We start from the raw sequence: 17621 nt of genomic DNA on the forward strand, positions 1-17621 counted from the left end.
TCAACTTGTTTAAAAAAGTTTAAAATCAATTAGTCTATCCTTGCTTTTGCTGTGTCTTTAGTATAAATCAGCAAAATAATGCAGCATACCAACAGACACACCGAGCTTTTACAGAAGTACATGGATAATGCATGTACCCAGGAGGAGTTTGGTGAACTGATGGAGCTGATCAAAAATTCGCCCAACCCCGAAGCGTTTGATCAGGCCATGAAAGCTTTCTGGGATAAGTCAGGCGAAAAGGACTTGCCGGATGGCATAGAGTGGAGCAAGATGCAGCGTAAAATTAAACTGCGTTTATGGGCTTTGCGCCGTACTAAAGTTAAGCTGGCTTTTGCAACCGTTATCCTGGCGGTATTTTGTATTGGTTATTTATGGAAGAACCGCACTGCCGAAGTAACTGCCCCGGTGGCCTACGTTACCCAGCATTCTTTACCGGGGAAAACCAGGGTGATTGTATTGGCTGACGGATCGAAAATTACGCTTAATGCGAATAGCGAGCTTACCTACCCGCAGGTATTCAACGCGAAAACCCGCGAGGTTTATTTAAAAGGCGAAGCTTATTTTGAGGTAGCACACAAAACACATCAGCCGTTTATCATCCATTCAGGAAAAATAAAAACCCAGGTACTGGGTACCACCTTTACCGTAAGCGCCTATGCTGCCGATCAGCCGCATAATGTTACTGTATTAACAGGTAAGGTTGCCGTAAAGGATGAAGATTCTAAAGAGCTGGTTTTTCTGACCCGCGGGCAATCTGCCACAACAGAAAAAGGCGCTGCTAAGTTTAAGCTTTCGGCCTTAAAAACACCTGAAGATGCTATTGCCTGGCTGGACGACAAGTTGATGTTTGATAATACCGACCTGAAAACGGTTGCGCTAAAACTGGGTAATAAGTACGGTGCCCATATTGTGGTATCAGAGCATCTGGCGCACCAGCGTATTACAGCAGTTTTTCAGGGGCAAAGCCTTCCGGGTATTTTAAATGCCATTACCAGGCTTACACGCAGCGGCTACAAGGCTAACGATAACACGTATACTTTATATTAACACCAATTAACAGATGTTACACCATAAAATGATATTGCCTATCGCATAGAAAAGATACACAAAAAAAAGGGTTGAATGTGTTCCCGCACACCCAACCTTCAAAGGGCAAGGCCCCCGATTAGTCCATAGTACCCTTTTAAGAAAAAAGGGAGTTTCATCACTATAAACTTTTTATCAAATATATGACAAATAAATTATTGTCCTTCCAATCGCTGTGTAAAGTATTGGATAGGTTGGTACTTATTATCATTTTTTTAACCGGAGTTACTTCAGTCCAGGCTAAAAACCTTACCAAGCAGGACCTGAACGTGAAGGTGTCGCTCCATGTTGTAGACATGCCTGTAAAGGACGTGCTTAAGCAGATTAATAAAGAAACCAAAGTAAGTTTTGTTTTCAGTAATTCTGTTGTCACCAGCCAGTCTGTAAGTATCGACGTAAAGAACGAGCAGTTAAACCAGGTACTGCGCAAATTACTTGATCCGCTGGGATTGGATTATGCCATCTCCGGAACAGTGATTCTGATAGACAAAAAAGCTGCAGCCGCGTCTGATGCGGAAGAACAAAAATCAGCGCCTATTAAAGTAAGCGGCAGGGTGGTAGATAATACCGGCACTGCGCTTATCGGCGTGAGCGTAAAAATTAAAGGCAGCCCACGCGGTACAGTTACCGATATGCAGGGACACTACAGCCTTAACGTTCCTGACGAGAATGCTACGCTTATTTTTACTTACATCGGTTATACCACGCAGGAAGTGGCAGTTAACGGCCGCGCTACTGTAGATGTAAAAATGGCCGAAGAGCGCAATAGCCTGAACGAGGTTGTAGTAACGGCACTGGGTATTTCGCGCCAGAAAAAGGCCTTGGCCTATGCTGTAACAGAGGTTAAAGGTGATGAGTTTACCCAGGCACGAGAGAATAACGTAGCCAACGCCCTGACAGGTAAAGTAGCCGGTGTAAATGCTGCCGGTTTGTCTACCGGTCCGGGTGGATCAAGCCGCGTAATTATCCGCGGTAACGGCTCATTGTCTGGCGCTAACCAGCCGCTTTACGTGGTGAACGGTATGCCGATTGATAACACCGTTCCCGGCGGAAGCGCTACCACCAACGGCGGTGCAGGTAACGTAGACCGCGGCGACGGTATTGCCGGTATCAACCCGGATGATATTGAATCCATCAGCGTTTTGAAGGGCGGTACAGCTGCTGCTTTGTATGGTGCACGTGCAGCAAACGGTGTCATCCTGATCACTACCAAAAAAGGTCGCGCGCAAAAGGGCGTAGGTGTTGATTACAATACCACTTTTACAGCCGAAACACCTGCCGTATTCCCAGACTGGCAGTACGAGTATGGCCAGGGCGACGGCGGTGTAAAACCAATGGATCAGGCTACGGCGATACAAACCGGCAGGAGATCTTTCGGTGCTAAAATAGATGGCTCCAACTATGTTGCAGCAGATGGGCAAAGCCATCCGTATACGGCACAAAAAGATAATATCAAAAATTTCTACCGTACCGGCTCTACATTTACCAACACGGTTGCCTTTACCGGCGGCAATGAAGCTATTACCTATCGTTTTTCTGTTGCAGACCTGAATGCAAACAGCATTTTGCCGAACAGTAATTACGATCGTAAAACCGGCAACTTAAACCTTAGCGGCAAACTTAGCCCTAAATTAAGCTTTGAAGCTTTGGCGCAATACAACATCGAGCGTGCGAAGAACAGATCTGGTGCGGGCGATGCTTTAGGTAACCCTAACTGGACACCTTATATGGTTGCCAACACTACTGATATCCGTTGGTTAGCACCTGGTTACGATGCTAACGGAAACGAAACTCCATGGAATGATGCCTCTATCGCTACCAACAGCTATTTCGTCATCAATAAGTTCCAGGAGCGCGATACCAAAAACCGTTTCATCGGTCAGGCAGGTGTTACTTACGAACTGATCAAGAACCTATCTATAAAGGGTGTTGTCAGCCGCGATTTCTACTACTATAACTATCAGTACATATTGCCTACCGGTACACTTTATGTACCAAACGGGCAGTATAACGAACTGAAAGTTGACGCCTCTGAAACCAACGGCTTACTAACGTTGAACTACAACGGCAAGATCAAAGACTTTGGTATTTCTGCTTTCGTGGGCGGTAACCAGCAGCGTTCGGTTTACAATCAGTCTAACATCGCGGGCAGTAACTATATTATTCCGTATTTTTACAGTTCTACAAACCTGTCAACCGTTTCAACTACACCAACTAACAATAAAACAGGCATTAACTCTTTAATGGGTTCGGCAGATTTCAGCTTTAAGAATTACGCATATTTAACAGTTACCGGCCGCCAGGATTGGTTCTCTACCCTTAGCCCTAAGAACAATAGCTTATTTTACCCTTCGGTAGGTGGTAGCTTTGTGCTGTCAGAAGCATTTAAACTGCCTAAATCTGTAAGCTATGCCAAATTGCGGGCATCATGGGCGCAGGTAGGTGGCGGCGCGCCGGATCCTTACCAGATCAACCAGGCGTTTATGATGTTGCCAAGCTCTGGTCAGCCTATCCAGTCGGTATCAAGTACTACTATTACCAATGCTAACCTGCATCCATATACGTCAACTACTACAGAGGCCGGTATCGAAGCACGTTTCCTGAACAGCCGCTTAGGTTTTGATATTACCGTGTACAACCGTAAAACAACAGACGATATCGTTTCTACAGCTATCTCCGGTACCAGCGGTTACAATAACGTGATCCTGAATGTCGGGCAGTTAGATAACAAAGGTATCGAAGCTTTGATCAACGGAACACCGGTTAAAACCCGCGATTTCAGCTGGAGCGCCAGCTATAACGTAGCTTATAACAAAAACGAAGTGGTAAGACTGGCAGAAGGTCTTAACCAGATCCAGATGGCTTCTACCGTAAACGGCTGGGCTTATGTAAACAACATTGTTGGTCAGCCTTACGGAAGCATCGTAGGTACCCGTATGTTAAGAGATGCGCAGGGTAATGTGGTTTTCAACGCAACTACGGGCTTACCGGTAGCTACCGGTTTACAGAAACTGGGTAATGGTGTGGCACCTTTAACCATGGGTTTATCTAACGATTTCCGCTACAAGCGCTTCTCATTGAATGTGTTGCTGGACGGCAAGTTCGGAAACAAGATATTCTCGCTGATGGAAGTTTACGGAACTCGTTTAGGTTTGATGAAGACTACCCTGCCTGGCCGCGATAACGGTCTGCAGTTAACAGGTGTCGATCAGACTGGTAAAGCATACTCTCGCGTAGTTCCGGTATCGGGTCTTCGTTCTTACTATGATAACTATAAATCATACTCAGAGCTTTTCCTGCATGATGGCAGCTTTGTAAAACTACGCCAGATCATTCTAAGCTATGCCATACCGGCAGACAAGCTGAAAGTGTTGGGTGTGCAAAGCGCTTCCATTGCCTTTGTTGCGCGTAACCTGCTGACAATCTATAAAAAGACCGACAACTTCGATCCTGAAACAAGCTTTACGAACGGATCGAGCCAGGGCTTTGAGTCTTTAGGTTTGCCAAGAACACGCAGTTTTGGTGTGAACCTGATGGTTAAATTTTAACAGCTGTAAATAGGTGAGAACCTCATTTAAAACGATAATGAACATGAAACACTATTTTCGGAAATATGTACCCCTGTTTGCAGGCCTATGTTTAGGGTTGCAGGCATGTGACAAGGGGTTTGAGGAAATGAACATTAACCCTAATGCGTCATCGACACCAACCCCGGCTTTCGTTTTTACCAAGGCTGAACTTGACGGTGCGGGCGACGTATTAACCCTGCTGCAGGGAACCATGCAGTACACCACCAGCTATAATGACGTAGCGGGCTTTGGTGCCAAATATATCCTGAGCCAAAGTACCCAATCCTGGGCCGTATTCAACAATGCTTACATCAAAGAGATCAATGAGGTGCAGCAGGTGATAGGGCAGGTAACCGGGAAACCAGACCAGGTAAACCTGTTATCAGCAGCACGGATATGGCGGGCCTACTGCTTTAGCCGTATTACAGATCTGTACGGCGATATTCCTTATTCGCAGGCAGGCAAAGGCTATACAGACGCAAACTACAAACCAGCTTATGATGCCCAGAAAGATATCTACGCAGACATCCTGAAAGAATTGGACCAGGCTGCGTCGGCTTTCGATGCGTCAAAGGCTACTTTCGGTGCGGCTGACCTGATCTATAACGGCGATGTAACCAAATGGAAAAAGTTCGCCTATTCGTTAATGCTTCGCCATGCCATGCGCATGACCAAGGTGGATATTGCACAGGCAGAGACTTGGGCAAGAAAAGCAATCGCAGGTGGTGTAATTCTGAACGATGCCGACATCGCTAAAGTGAACGGTTATGTATCTGCCGGTCAGGATATCAACAAAAATCCATTGGCTTTCTGGATGCTGAACTCAGATTACATTGTGGCCAACGGATCAAGCAATCCCGAGGGCGGAAAGTACCAGGATGTATTTATTAACTACCTGAAAACCAATAATGATCCGCGTCTGGGCGTGCTTTCGGTAGTATGGTCAAACGGTAAGCCGGATACCACGGCTTCTATCCAGAAGGGGATGTCAGCTTCGTTAGGTGTAAAACCTGCTGATTTTGTAACCTATTCAGAGCCAAACCCTGCTACCATATTACAACTGAACAGCCCTTACCTGTTGTTAACCAATGCAGAAACTAACTTCCTGCTTGCAGAAGCTGCGCTGCGCGGATGGTATACTACTGCTACCGCAAGTTCGCTTTATGAAAGCGGTATAGCGGCGTCGATGCGTCAATGGTCACTGTTTGGGGGTAACATCAGCACTAACCAGATCCAGACCTATATCAAGTACCATCCGCTGGTTGCGGGTACATTTGATAGTCAGATGCAGCAGATCTATACACAGTTCTGGGTGGGTGTGTTCCCGAATTCGCAGGAAGTGTTTGCCACCTACAGAAGAACGGGCTATCCGCCGCTGGTACCTAACAATTATGTAGGTAACGCCACCGGGGGTAAAATATTCAGAAGGATGCTGTATCCGAACACCGAACAAAACTTGAACGGCGAAAATTACCGTGCTGCCATTGCCCGTCAGGGATCAGATGATTTCCTGACCAGAATGTGGTGGGATAAGCAGTAGAAAATACTTAATTTGGTTGATTGAGTGTTAATAGCACTGCCGGCAAGGCCGGCAGGCTATTGATTCCACTCTGAACGATAAAAAGCGCATTTAAAAACAACAACCGCAATAATACCATGGAAAAGAGAAGGTCAATTTTAAAGAAAATGCTGGCTTCAGTAGCCGGAGTATCTGTTTTTGGATTAGCAAAAGCAGCCAACACAACACCAAGCGAAGAGAAAGAGGTAAACAACGTTACCGAATACCAGGACGTGCCGCTTTTCTCGGGTTCAACCCGTATGGGCAATATGGTGTTTGTTGCCGGTAAAGGCGCCCACGTTGAGCCTTTTGAAATTAAAGCGCATACCGAAATTGTGCTGAAAGAACTGGAGAACGAGCTTAAAAAGGCCGGATCTTCTATGGAAAAAGTATTGAAAGTGAACGTTTACCTGAATGATATTGCAGATTACCAGGGCATGAACGAGGTATACAAAGGCCGTTTCGGCGCTAAACCTCCGGTGCGTACCACGGTAGCTGTAGCTAAAGGTGGCGTTCCCGGAAACTCACTGGTAGAGATGGATTGCATTGCCTACATCTAATAGCCACACCCTTATTAAAAATAAACAATGAAACGCAGAAACCTTATTAAAGGACTGGGCATACTCCCTTTTTCGGGAAGCCTGTTGTCTAAAGCTGCTTCCTTAAATAAAAGCGCCGAGCCACCAGTTACACCCAAACGTGATTTTTTTAAAGAACTTGGTGTAACGCCGGTAATAAACGCCGGGGTGACCATGACTTTTTTGTCTGGTTCATTAATGGCGCCCGAAACGCTTGAGGCCATAAACTCAACCTCGCATGATTTTGCAAACATGTATGAGCTGCAGGATAAAGTGGGTGCTAAAATTGCCGAAATGCTGCACGTAGAAGCGGCTATGGTTACCTCTGGCGCGGCTTGTGCCATGTTACTGGGTACAGCAGCCTGCATTACCGGTACAGATGCAGAAAAAATTAAAATGCTGCCGAACCTGCCCGGCCCGCGCCCGGAAGTGATCATGCAAAAAACGCATCGTTATTTGTTCGATCAAGCGGTAAGTACAACAGGAGCAAAAATAATCGAGGTAACCGGCCCTGCGGAAATGGAACAGGCAATCAATAAAAATACGGTAATGGCCTTGTTCTTTAATGCCGCAGGCAGTAGCAGCATTACTCACGAAGATTTTGTACGGATTGCCAAAAAGCATAACATCCCTACCTTCCTTGATGCCGCAGCTGACGTTCCGCCGGTTGAGAACCTGTTCAAGTTCCAGAAAATTGGGTTCGACCTGGTGACTTTTTCTGGTGGTAAAATGATTCACGGGCCGCAAAGCGCCGGATTGTTGTTCGGCAGAAAAGACCTGATCACTGCAGCAAGATTAAACCATAGCCCGCATGAAGCGCCGATCGGCCGGCCGATGAAGGTTAACAAAGAAGAAATGTTCGGTATGTATGCCGCCCTGAAAGCTTATTTGGAAAGAGATCATAAGAAAGAGTGGGAAGACTGGCTGCAACGCGCCAAACGTATCGGTACTAAACTGGAAACCGTAAGCACCGTTAAAACCAAAACTGTTGTTGACCCGGGCCCGGCAAATGCCTTCCCCAGCCTGTTTGTAGATTGGGACGAAAGCAAGGTGAAAATCAAAGCAGAGGAGGTACTGAAGCAGTTAAAGGATGGCACACCAAGCATTGTTGCTAACAGAAGAGAGGGTACACTCGTAGTTGGCGTGGTGCTGCTTCGCCCAGATCAGATAGATGTGGTTGCAAACCGCGTTAAAACTATTCTTCAGAAAGCAGCTACAGCTTAACTGTAATTCTTAACCAATTAATCAGTAAGCGTAAAAGTATTCTTTAGCCAAAAGCTTGCTTTTACGCTTTATTTCAAATCTATGAAAATGAAAAAATTACTATCACTGGCGCTGTTACTGGCGCTTGGTTGCCCTGCTGTATTTGCACAATCTTATGATATTGTGATCAAGGGCGGCCACGTGATCGACCCGAAGAACAACATCGACGAGGTAATGGATGTTGCTATCGGAGGGGGTAAAATTCTAAAGGTAGCCAAAAATATCAGCGGCAAAGGCGCTACGCAAGTAGTTGACGCAAAAGGACTTATTGTTACGCCGGGCTTGATTGACATTCATACCCATAATTTCTGGGGGACGCAGCCCAATCACCAATACGAAGACGGTAACCTGGGGCTGCCGCCTGATGGTTTTACTTTACGCAATGGCGTAACCACAGTGGTAGATGCCGGAAGCTCGGGCTGGCGTACCTTCCCTAAGTTTAAAGAGCAAACGATAGATCAGTCGCAAACGCGCGTACTGGCCTTCTTAAATATTGTTGGCGAAGGTATGCGCGGCGGGTACGAGCAGAACCTGAACGACATGGATCCAAAAATGTCGGCGCTGGTTGCCCGCCAGTATAGTAAGTACATTGTAGGCTTTAAACTTGCCCATTATGAAGGGCATGACTGGGCCCCGGCCGATCGTGCGATCGAAGCCGGCAATTTAGCAGGCGGTATTCCGATCATGGTTGATTTCGGCGGTGCTACCCCTCCGCTGCCTATCGAAGAGTTGTTTTTGAAGCACATGCGTCCGGGCGATATCTTCACCCACTGTTTCGGCCAGTTAAAGACAAGAGAATTTATTGTTGATACTACCACTAAGAAAGTTAAACCCTTTGTATGGGAAGCCCGCAAGCGGGGCATCTTCTTCGATGTGGGTTACGGGGGTATCAGCTTCGCCTTTTCGCAGGCTATCCCGGCGATGAAAGAGGGCTTCTACCCGAACTCTATCAGTACGGACTTACACGTAGGTAGTATGAACGAGGCGATGAAGGATATGCTGACCACGATGTCTAAATTTATGGCACTGGGCATGGACCTGAAAAGCGTGATCAAAGCATCCACCATGAACCCGGCAGCAGAGATTAAGCACGAAGAATTGGGTAACCTTTCTGTAGGATCTGATGCAGATGTTGCTGTTTTGAACGTGCGTAAAGGTAAATTTGGTTTGTTCGACTATACAGGCTATAAAATAGCTACAGATAAAAAGCTGGAGTGCGAGCTAACCATCCGTGCCGGTAAAATTGTTTATGATCTGAATGGTATTGTAGATCCGGTGTATGTGATTGCGCCGCCTACTAACCACTAAGAATACCTTTTATAAACCTGAAGATGAAATTTAAACATGCGTTGATTGGTATGCTTGCCGTAGTGGCAAGCCATACGGTTTCCATTGCGCAAACTATCCCGAAAGAAGAACTGATCTTTTTAACTTCTGAGTGGAAAGGGGAGCGTTTTGCCGATGGGCGGCCAAAAATCCCGGATGCACTGATACAGCGGGCGAAGAAGATCGGTATTGAAGAGGCCTGGCAGGTGCTTAGGAACGAAGGTTATAATAACCAGTTTGAAGGCAACTGGAAAATGGTGCACGATGACGTGCCTGTAGTCGGGCGAGCTGTTACCGCTATGTACATGCCCAGCCGTCCGGATGTGGAGAAACTGATTAAAGACCGCGGGCAGAAGCAGGGCCGTAAAGGCAATACCAATGCCTGGCCTATTGATGTGCTGGTGCCTGGGGACGTTTACGTAGCCGATGGTTTTGGTAAGATCAAAGGTGGAACGCTGATTGGCGACAACCTGGGTAACTCTATCTTCAACAAATCCGGCAACGGTGTGATTTTTGACGGCTCTGCCCGCGATTTATCCGGTTTGAGCGACATTAAAGGGTTTAACGCCTTCGTCCGCGATTTCGACCCTTCATACCTGGAAGAAATGGTATTAATGGGGCTGAACTCGCCGATACGGATTGGCCGAGCTATTGTAATGCCCGGCGACCTGGTGATCTCTGAAAGGGAAGGCGTACTGTTCATCCCGGCGCACCTGGCAGAAAAGGTCGTGGCTACCGCAGAGTTTATTGCCTTGAGGGATAAGTTCAGCCATGAAATGTTGAAAGCCGGCCGTTTTACTACTGGCGAGATTGACAGCGAGTGGACAGAGAACATCCGTGCAGCTTTTATGAAGTGGCTGGCCCAGCATCCGGAAGAGTCGCAGATTACCCGCGCGCAGTTAGATGAGTTTATGAAAAAGCGTACCTGGTAGCTAACGGCTCCTGCTTTTAAAAAAGATTTAAAATGAACCTTTATAAAATATTAGCCGGTCTGTCCGTGGCTTGTCTGGTCGCGGTGGCGGTAATGGGCCTGCAAGGTAACATTGCCCAGGCGGGTCCTTTCTTTATAGCGGTATTTGTGCTGATGGCTATTGCATTCCAGGGCTTCAAACTGCTAAAGGGCTTCTCTTATACCCTGATGATCTTTGCCGCAGTAACCACTGCAATGTACTACCCGCAGTATTTTCTGCAGGTGGGCGATATGAAGCTGGCGGTATTAATTACACCGCTGATCCAGATCATTATGTTTGGTATGGGCACGTCTATGAGCATAGATGACTTTGCCGGGGTGATCAAGATGCCTAAAGGCGTGTTTATTGGTGTGTTCAGCCATTTTATTATTATGCCGACCATCGGTTTTACCCTTGCGAAGCTAAGCGGGTTCCCGCCCGAAATTGCCGCCGGTATCATCCTGATCGGTTGCTCGCCAAATGGGATGGCTTCTAACGTGATCTCGTACCTGGCTAAAGCTAACCTGGCTTTATCCATCACCATTACAGCGGTGTCAACTTTACTGGCGCCTGTATTTACCCCCATGCTGATGAAATTGCTCGGCGGCGCCTTTATTAAGATAGATGTGCTGAAAATGATGTGGGATATCTTCAAGATGGTGATTATCCCGATCGGTGCGGGTATTTTGTTCAATAAGTACTTGCTGAAGAAAGCTACCTTGCTGGAAAAGATCATGCCGCTCATTTCTATGTCTGGCATTGCCGTAATTATCGTGATCATCACCGCAGCGGGGCGTAACAGCTTGCTGAGTATCGGGCTGGAACTACTACTGATCGTCTTGATTCATAACCTTTTGGGGTACACGTTAGGCTATTGGTCTGGCCGTTTATTTAAAATGCCTGAGCGTGATTGTAGGACCATGGCTATCGAAGTGGGAATGCAGAATGGCGGTCTGGCTTCTGGTTTGGCGAAGGAAATGGGTAAAATGGCTACCGTTGGTTTGGCACCTGCTATATTTGGGCCGTTGATGAATATTACAGGCTCTATTTTAGCTACGTACTGGCACCGGAAGAAGATCGATGATGAAATAGTGCCCGCCGCGGAACCGGAAACCCCGGTCGTAGGGTCTTAAAACAAAGCATGCCTTTTGACTAAACAGAAGGCATGTTTCGTTTAGAAGCATTTGTGCTGTATTAAAGAACAGGTGTATTACTGTTCACTACCTTCCAGATAGCAGCGCCCGGTGTGGGGAAGCTTATGCCCTTGGTGCTTCCTTTAACAGCATTATCCTGCCCAAAGTAGTAAAGCGGGTGGCCTTTAAAAACCAGCTGTGTTTTGCCAAAAACGGTAATGGTGGCAAACTGGGTTTTGTCTAAAGTAGAAGGGATACTGCCAATTGCGGTTACCTGGTCTATCGGCCAAACAACGTCATTGCTGAAGTCTGATTTGGTAAACACATTGGTATTGTGTGTGTCTTTAGAGAACAGGTATAGCGTTCTGCCGTTAGCATCGGTCAGGTACATAGAGGCGCCTGTACCAGCCAAACCCTGATCGTTATAGTTAGCGCCATCATGGCCTACCAGTTGTCCGTTTGCTACCATCACGGTATAGTCGGCCTTTGCCACTACCCAGTTGCCGCCAACGCCATCGCCATTCACGTCTCCTTTTTTAGCGTCGCTGGCAAAATAATAAAGCGGCCAGCCTTTGTAGGTAGTTTGTTTTGACCCATCTGTACGGGTGATTACGCCGAAGTCTGCGGCGCTTAACCCGGTGCCGATAGAAGGGTTTTCTTTATAAAATACCGGCCAGGCTACCGCGCAGCCGCCGGTGCAGGAAGAGGTGGTACCCGCATCATTATAAAAGAAGTACAACGTGCGTCCGTTGTTGTCTGTAAGGATATTGCCGAATTTGGCATCAGCGGTGAGGGATATACCGGTAGTCGGTTGATCCTGCTGCTGCGGTGTGCTGTTATTGCTTTTGCTGCAAGAAGAAAAGATCAGCGCAGAGGCGATCATGAATAAGGCAAATGTGTAGGACAATAGTCTTGTGGTTTTCATAGCTTTTTTTGTGTTGAAATGGCTTTATACTCATTACTGCTAAAATTTGTCCCGGGTTGCCTCGATGGATTTATTTATCTTCTGTATAGCCGTATAAGATGATGATTGATTTCCTGCAACAAAAATGTTACGTATTTCCCGTTCGGTAAATAATTTATAAGATTTGCGGCATGCACAAGCTGGTGTACGTGAAGATCATATTTGTTTTAGCGGGGATTTTGTTCGTCGCGCGGCCTTTTATGGGGTTTAAAGCGCATCATCAATTGCGGAGAGCAAAGCATACGCTCATTATTGTAAAAGCTTTTGTGCAGGCCCGTCCAGAGTATTTGGAAGAAGCCGAAAGCTACAAAACTGAACTCCGTAAGGCGCTTTCAGAACCTTTACTAAAACTTGCTTTTACAATCGGCTGCCTTTGGGTGCTATGCCGCATGGCCGACCAATTGCTGCAAGTCAGGCGGTTGTATCATAAACGATTATTACCTGCCATAGCGGCTAAGGGCAGAAATACTTATCTGCTGACCGGCAAATTTTCCATTTGATCACTTCCCTTTCCTGGTTCCTCTGTTGCAGTTCTTCTATCATGCTATAGATAGTTCAACCCGCAATATCTATTAGGAGGAACATGTATTTGGTGCCTTAAACCAGAGGCAATTATTAATCAGAAAGTGAATTTTAAATAGGGGTATCTAAGTAATGAAACATAAAGTATTGATTGTATCCAATGATAACCTGGTAACAGGCCTGGCAAAAAGTACTTTACAGCAAGAAGGTTTTGAAGTATTAGGAATAGAAGATGATAAGGTGATAGAGACGATCGTAGATTTTAAACCTGCAGTTCTGATCATAGATCACACATCAAATCAGGATGGGGGCATATTGTGCAGGAAGATTAAGCAGTCTGATGATAATGATAAGGTACCGGTGCTGTTAATGTCGCCCATGCGCGAGTTAGCGCAGGCGTTCGACCAGTTTTTAGCAGATGAATTTATTTACCGGCCTTACATTATGCGGTCATTGATTGACAAGGTAAATAAGTTGGTAACACCTGCAGAAAAGCTTCCAAGCGAAAATTAGCGAATTAATTCATACAGTAAGACCGCGCTTATTTTATAAGAGTGGTCTTGCTGTTTTATAACCGTGTGGTGGATGGGGTGTTGTTATTGTTATTAGTTACCAGAAAACTGCGCAGACGGGAAAGCTTGTCTGTATTGATCAGATCTACGCCGCATTGTAACAACTGCTGCCAAACCTTCTGGTTATCGGGCGAAGCCCATAAGCGTACTTTTACGCCGTTCTGATGAGCCTCATTTACATAATTGCATAAGCGGTTTTTTTGCGCAATGCTCAATATGCCTTTGCCTTTCCAGTTCAGCAATTTAGAGTATTTACAGCTGGCCATGGTAAACAAAGTGCTGCGCCCGGTGGTATCGGCAGTAACTTTTCTAAGGTCTTCATCAATAAATGCGAGGCGGTCTTTTTCTTCCAGTAGGGGTTCATACGGCTTATGACCTGAGATTACTACCTTTACCTGCCGTGTAACTAATTCCCCGTTCTGATAGCCGGTAAGGATAGACTCGTATTTTTTCAACAGCGGTTTCAGCAGCGCATACGTTTTATTGGCATCAGACTTAATGTCGATCATTAGGATAATCGGATGGTCGTAATTCTCGTAAACTTTTCCGTTGTGCTGGCTGATATGTTCTGCCAGTGGTTTCAGGTAAAGATCTTCGAGCGTGCGCCCATGGTGAAGGATCGGCAGGATATGGGTTACGACTAATCGGTTATGGTAAAGGTAAACATCAGCTTCTACGTTTGTATAGCCGTTGCTTAAAGCATCAAACAGCGGGCGTTTATGCCAATAGTCGTTATGGGCGAATGCGTTGCTGAGCGGCGTTACCTGCGCTTTGGACGAAAAGGCCCACACCACTGCCAGGGCCATTACCACAATAATCTTTCTAATCTGCATCTAATTAATCAGGATAGTCGCAATTGTCTGCTTAAAGTAAAAATAAGATTTTTATATAAAATTATTGTTACGTGATGAGGAATTGATGAAGATTTTTTTCAAGAAGCGGATTTGTACGTATAGTAATCCCCGTCGTCATGTTTTATACGGCTAATTAGCTGTTGGAGTTGCTGTTAATTTTAATTTATTGGGTCTGGAAGTGCGGGGTGGTTCGGATCGTAAACTGCTACTCCAACTTTAGAATCGGCACAACCATAGTACAGATACCATTTCTTTTTGAAATAGGCCATCCCTTCAATAAAAACGGTTCCGTTAACATACTGCCCGCTTTTTTCAAACGGTGCCATGGGGCGCATAAAAGGGAGGTCGAGTCGGCTGATCAACTTTTCAGGGTTATTTTTGTCGAAAAGCATCTGCCCTGCACAGTAAGAGTTGGGTGTAAAACGTTTATCGCCATCTGCGTCGTTACGGTTCTTTCCGTTGTAAAGCAGCACAATGCCTTTTGGGGTCAGGATAGCAGGCGGGCCGCATTCTGTAAGTTCGCTATCGAAATATCCTTTACGTGGCGAGGCTAATTCTTTTAAGTTGCCCGCTGCATCGGTTAAAGGTGTCCAATCTACCAGGTTAGCAGAAGTAGCGGCGTAGACATGCAATTCGCCCCAGTACATCCAGTACTTGCCTTTTATTTTAGCGATCACCTGCTTGCCGTTCACCACTTGTGTAACAATAGAAGCAGATTTGTGCGGAATATTGCAAAACTTTCCGTTGTACGCTTTTTTAAAGGCCGGCCCGTGTTTTACCCAGGTCTTTAAATCTCTGGAAGTAGCTACGCCTAACCGTGGTACTTTACGGTTCCACTGGGTGTATAATACTACGTAAGTTCCGTTAGGGGCACGGGCAATACGCGGATCTTCGCAGCCGCCAGGCCACTCGTATGCTTTTTGGCTATCATTACCTGGGTAAAGCACTGGTTTAGTATTGCGGGTAAAATGCAAGCCATCGTTACTTTCTGCATAGCCCAAACGCGATGTCCGCGTTCCGATTACGGTGCCTGTTTTATCTTCTGAACGATATAATAAAACCACTTTGCCGTTACGCACCGCCGCCGCGGGGTTAAAGGTATAGTAAGCTTCCCAGGCAACGCTTTTACCGCTCATAGGGTCCGTAAATTTGGTATCAGACCGTGGTGTAATCACCGGGTTAATGTTTGCTGGCCTTACAAAGCCGCCAAATGCCCAATCGGGTAGCCGGTTAGCAGCAGGTTTTTGGGCCAAAGAAATATTAACGGATGCAAACAGCAATGCCGATGCAAATAGCTTTATCCTCATCTATTCGGTATGTTTTGCAGTAACCCATAAAAAAGGTTGCAGCAGGGTTAATTGGTTTGCCCTAAAATAGAAATTAAAAGCATGCAAGGCAACATCCGCATTAATCTATCGGCAGTGAAAAATAAAAGGTTGAGCCCTGCCCCTGTTCGCTAAATACACCGATGTGCCCATTATGGCGTTCTACAATTTCGGCGCATAGGTATAGTCCGATCCCAAACCCCGAAATATTGCGGGTGTCCGCACTTTCTACCCTGTAGAACCGGTCGAACAAGCGCTCCTGATCTTGTTTGGAAATACCAATTCCTGTGTCTTTCACGCTAACAGTCACCATGCCATCGTGCTTAGCACAACTGATGGTGATCAAACCACCATGAGGTGAATATTTGATGGCATTGCTCAGGAAGTTATTCACCACCTGCGAGATCTTGTCTTTATCGGCATTAACGGTGACGGAATCGCATAGGTCGAGTATAAACTGGTGCGATTTGGTTAGCCCTTCCACTTCATCTACGGCTTGTTGAAGTAATTCGGAAAGAACAAAGTTTTGCAGGTTCAGCTGTATTTTCCCGGCTTCGAGCCTTGCCACGTCCAGAAACCCTTTGATCAGGGTGTGCATTTTTTCTATCTGCACATGTACTTTCTGTAGTGCGACCATGCTAAAGTTGTCCCCACTGTTTTTTAATTTACCGGTAAGCATTTGTACGTAGGCTTTAACCGAAGTAAGCGGCGTTTTTAGTTCGTGGCTTACCATAGCAATGAAATCATTTTTCCGTATTTCGTCCAGCTTACGTTCGGTAATGTCCATTACCGTTCCGGAATAGTTGGACGGTTGGCTGTCTTCGGCTTCGTAGTGTTTCCCCGTTGCCCTTATCCAGCGCAGCTTTTGGTTATGCCGGCCTATAATCGGGAATTCGATGGTCAGCGGTTTGCGATATTCAATTGCGGCTTTAATTGCGCTTGTTACCCGGTAGCGATAGTCATCGCCGACAATGTTAAACAAATCATCGATAGAAAATTGTTCGTCGGGATTAAAGCCGTACAGCTCTTTAAAACGAAGCGAAGTAGTGATATTTCCATTTTTTAGGTCGATGTGCCAGGTTCCCATTTTAGCGGAATCCACTGCCAGGCGTAAACGTTCTTCCATTTGCTGAAGCGATTTTCGCTGTGCTTCAGACATTTCTAAGGCCGAACGTTCTTTCTGTGCAATTTGTATAGCTTCGCTGATGTCCAGTGCAACGTGCATCAGGCAAGTGACTTCCCCTTGTTTATTTAAAACAGGAGAGTTAGTCGCCTTCCAGTATCTGGTTTCAAACTGGTCTGTACCTCTTACGGGTATATCGTATTTCTGCGAAGGCAATTCCTGAGGCAATTTAGTAATCACGGCCTTTGTTAAACTTTCACGTAAGGAGGCGACATTATTTGTCGTAGTAGCATCCTTTGGATTCTGCGGAAAAGCTTCTAATAAACCTTTACCCTCCAGGTCTGCCCATGATGATTTTGTAACCTTAAGGTAGCCATCATTCGCGGCGATAATGGTAAATCTGGGCGGATCCGGCCTGACAATAACAGTAGGTGGTGCAAATTCAAAATATGCATCAAAATCTATACACAATTCTGCGACTGCTTTCATAATTCAGGTTAAAATAGTGCGGAAAAGTGTTGCTATAGGTCATAGTGTTTGATTGTGTTTAATAATAATGCAAGTTTTAAGCCATTGCGGTTGACGGTATTACATCGGTTTCTAATCGGGCCCTTTTTAACCTATCTGGTAGTTATTGATATATGTTGATAAGAAGGAGTAGATGTTTTACGTTCTTCCCAAATAAAATTGGAATATTTTCTAAAACAAATTCCTTAAAAAACAATATTATTAGAACCTTTAGATAACATTTTGTTAACGCAACGATAAACATCTTGAAACGGATATTCTACATTATAC

Annotated in this window: 14 protein-coding genes; 10 read left to right on the forward strand and 4 right to left on the reverse strand. The window is 45.8% G+C overall.

Annotated elements, in window-relative coordinates; all coding sequences use genetic code 11:
- The first annotated feature begins 120 nt into the window (after positions 1-120).
- From MUY27_RS02145 to MUY27_RS02180, 8 genes are all read left to right on the forward strand, one after another.
- Positions 121-1047 (forward strand): FecR family protein, encoded by a 927-nt coding sequence (locus tag MUY27_RS02145; protein ID WP_245128321.1) that lies wholly within the window; start codon positions 121-123, stop codon positions 1045-1047.
- A 182-nt stretch (positions 1048-1229) separates the two neighbouring features.
- Complete coding sequence (locus tag MUY27_RS02150) at positions 1230-4634, forward strand: SusC/RagA family TonB-linked outer membrane protein (protein WP_245128322.1); 3405 nt, start codon at positions 1230-1232, stop codon at positions 4632-4634.
- Positions 4635-4677: 43 nt separating this feature from the next.
- On the forward strand, positions 4678-6195 hold the full coding sequence (locus MUY27_RS02155) for a SusD/RagB family nutrient-binding outer membrane lipoprotein (protein WP_245128323.1): 1518 nt from the start codon (positions 4678-4680) through the stop codon (positions 6193-6195).
- Positions 6196-6311: 116 nt separating this feature from the next.
- Positions 6312-6773, forward strand: a complete 462-nt coding sequence (locus tag MUY27_RS02160) for a RidA family protein (RefSeq protein WP_245128324.1) — start codon at positions 6312-6314, stop codon at positions 6771-6773.
- A 27-nt stretch (positions 6774-6800) separates the two neighbouring features.
- Positions 6801-8015 carry an aminotransferase class V-fold PLP-dependent enzyme gene (locus MUY27_RS02165; protein WP_245128325.1) on the forward strand — a complete coding sequence of 405 codons (1215 nt, stop codon included), beginning with the start codon at positions 6801-6803 and terminating at the stop codon, positions 8013-8015.
- Positions 8016-8102: 87 nt separating this feature from the next.
- Positions 8103-9362 (forward strand): amidohydrolase/deacetylase family metallohydrolase, encoded by a 1260-nt coding sequence (locus MUY27_RS02170; protein WP_245128326.1) that lies wholly within the window; start codon positions 8103-8105, stop codon positions 9360-9362.
- 23 nt (positions 9363-9385) lie between these two features.
- Positions 9386-10312 carry an RraA family protein gene (locus MUY27_RS02175; RefSeq protein ID WP_245128327.1) on the forward strand — a complete coding sequence of 309 codons (927 nt, stop codon included), beginning with the start codon at positions 9386-9388 and terminating at the stop codon, positions 10310-10312.
- 32 nt (positions 10313-10344) lie between these two features.
- Positions 10345-11463, forward strand: a complete 1119-nt coding sequence (locus MUY27_RS02180; protein ID WP_245128328.1) for a bile acid:sodium symporter family protein — start codon at positions 10345-10347, stop codon at positions 11461-11463.
- A 61-nt stretch (positions 11464-11524) separates the two neighbouring features.
- Here MUY27_RS02180 and MUY27_RS02185 read toward each other — a convergent pair whose 3' ends face one another.
- Entirely contained in the window at positions 11525-12388 is an 864-nt protein-coding gene (locus MUY27_RS02185; protein WP_245128329.1) for a hypothetical protein, read from the reverse strand.
- 170 nt (positions 12389-12558) lie between these two features.
- On the opposite strand from MUY27_RS02185, the gene MUY27_RS02190 reads away from it, so the two are divergent.
- Positions 12559-12927, forward strand: coding sequence for a hypothetical protein (locus MUY27_RS02190; protein WP_245128330.1), 369 nt, complete (start codon positions 12559-12561; stop codon positions 12925-12927).
- Between the two features lie 154 nt (positions 12928-13081).
- A complete protein-coding gene (locus MUY27_RS02195; protein ID WP_245128331.1) occupies positions 13082-13462 on the forward strand; it encodes a PleD family two-component system response regulator in 381 nt (126 codons plus the stop codon).
- A 55-nt stretch (positions 13463-13517) separates the two neighbouring features.
- Here MUY27_RS02195 and MUY27_RS02200 read toward each other — a convergent pair whose 3' ends face one another.
- The 3 genes from MUY27_RS02200 to MUY27_RS02210 form a co-directional block, all read right to left on the reverse strand.
- A complete protein-coding gene (locus tag MUY27_RS02200) occupies positions 13518-14354 on the reverse strand; it encodes a phosphatidylinositol-specific phospholipase C/glycerophosphodiester phosphodiesterase family protein (RefSeq protein WP_245128332.1) in 837 nt (278 codons plus the stop codon).
- 179 nt (positions 14355-14533) lie between these two features.
- A complete protein-coding gene (locus tag MUY27_RS02205) occupies positions 14534-15682 on the reverse strand; it encodes a glycoside hydrolase family 130 protein (protein WP_245128333.1) in 1149 nt (382 codons plus the stop codon).
- Between the two features lie 100 nt (positions 15683-15782).
- A complete protein-coding gene (locus MUY27_RS02210) occupies positions 15783-17312 on the reverse strand; it encodes a PAS domain-containing sensor histidine kinase (RefSeq protein ID WP_245128334.1) in 1530 nt (509 codons plus the stop codon).
- Positions 17313-17621 lie beyond the last annotated feature (309 nt).

It is taken from the genome of Mucilaginibacter straminoryzae (assembly GCF_022953055.1).
GTDB lineage: Bacteria > Bacteroidota > Bacteroidia > Sphingobacteriales > Sphingobacteriaceae > Mucilaginibacter > Mucilaginibacter straminoryzae.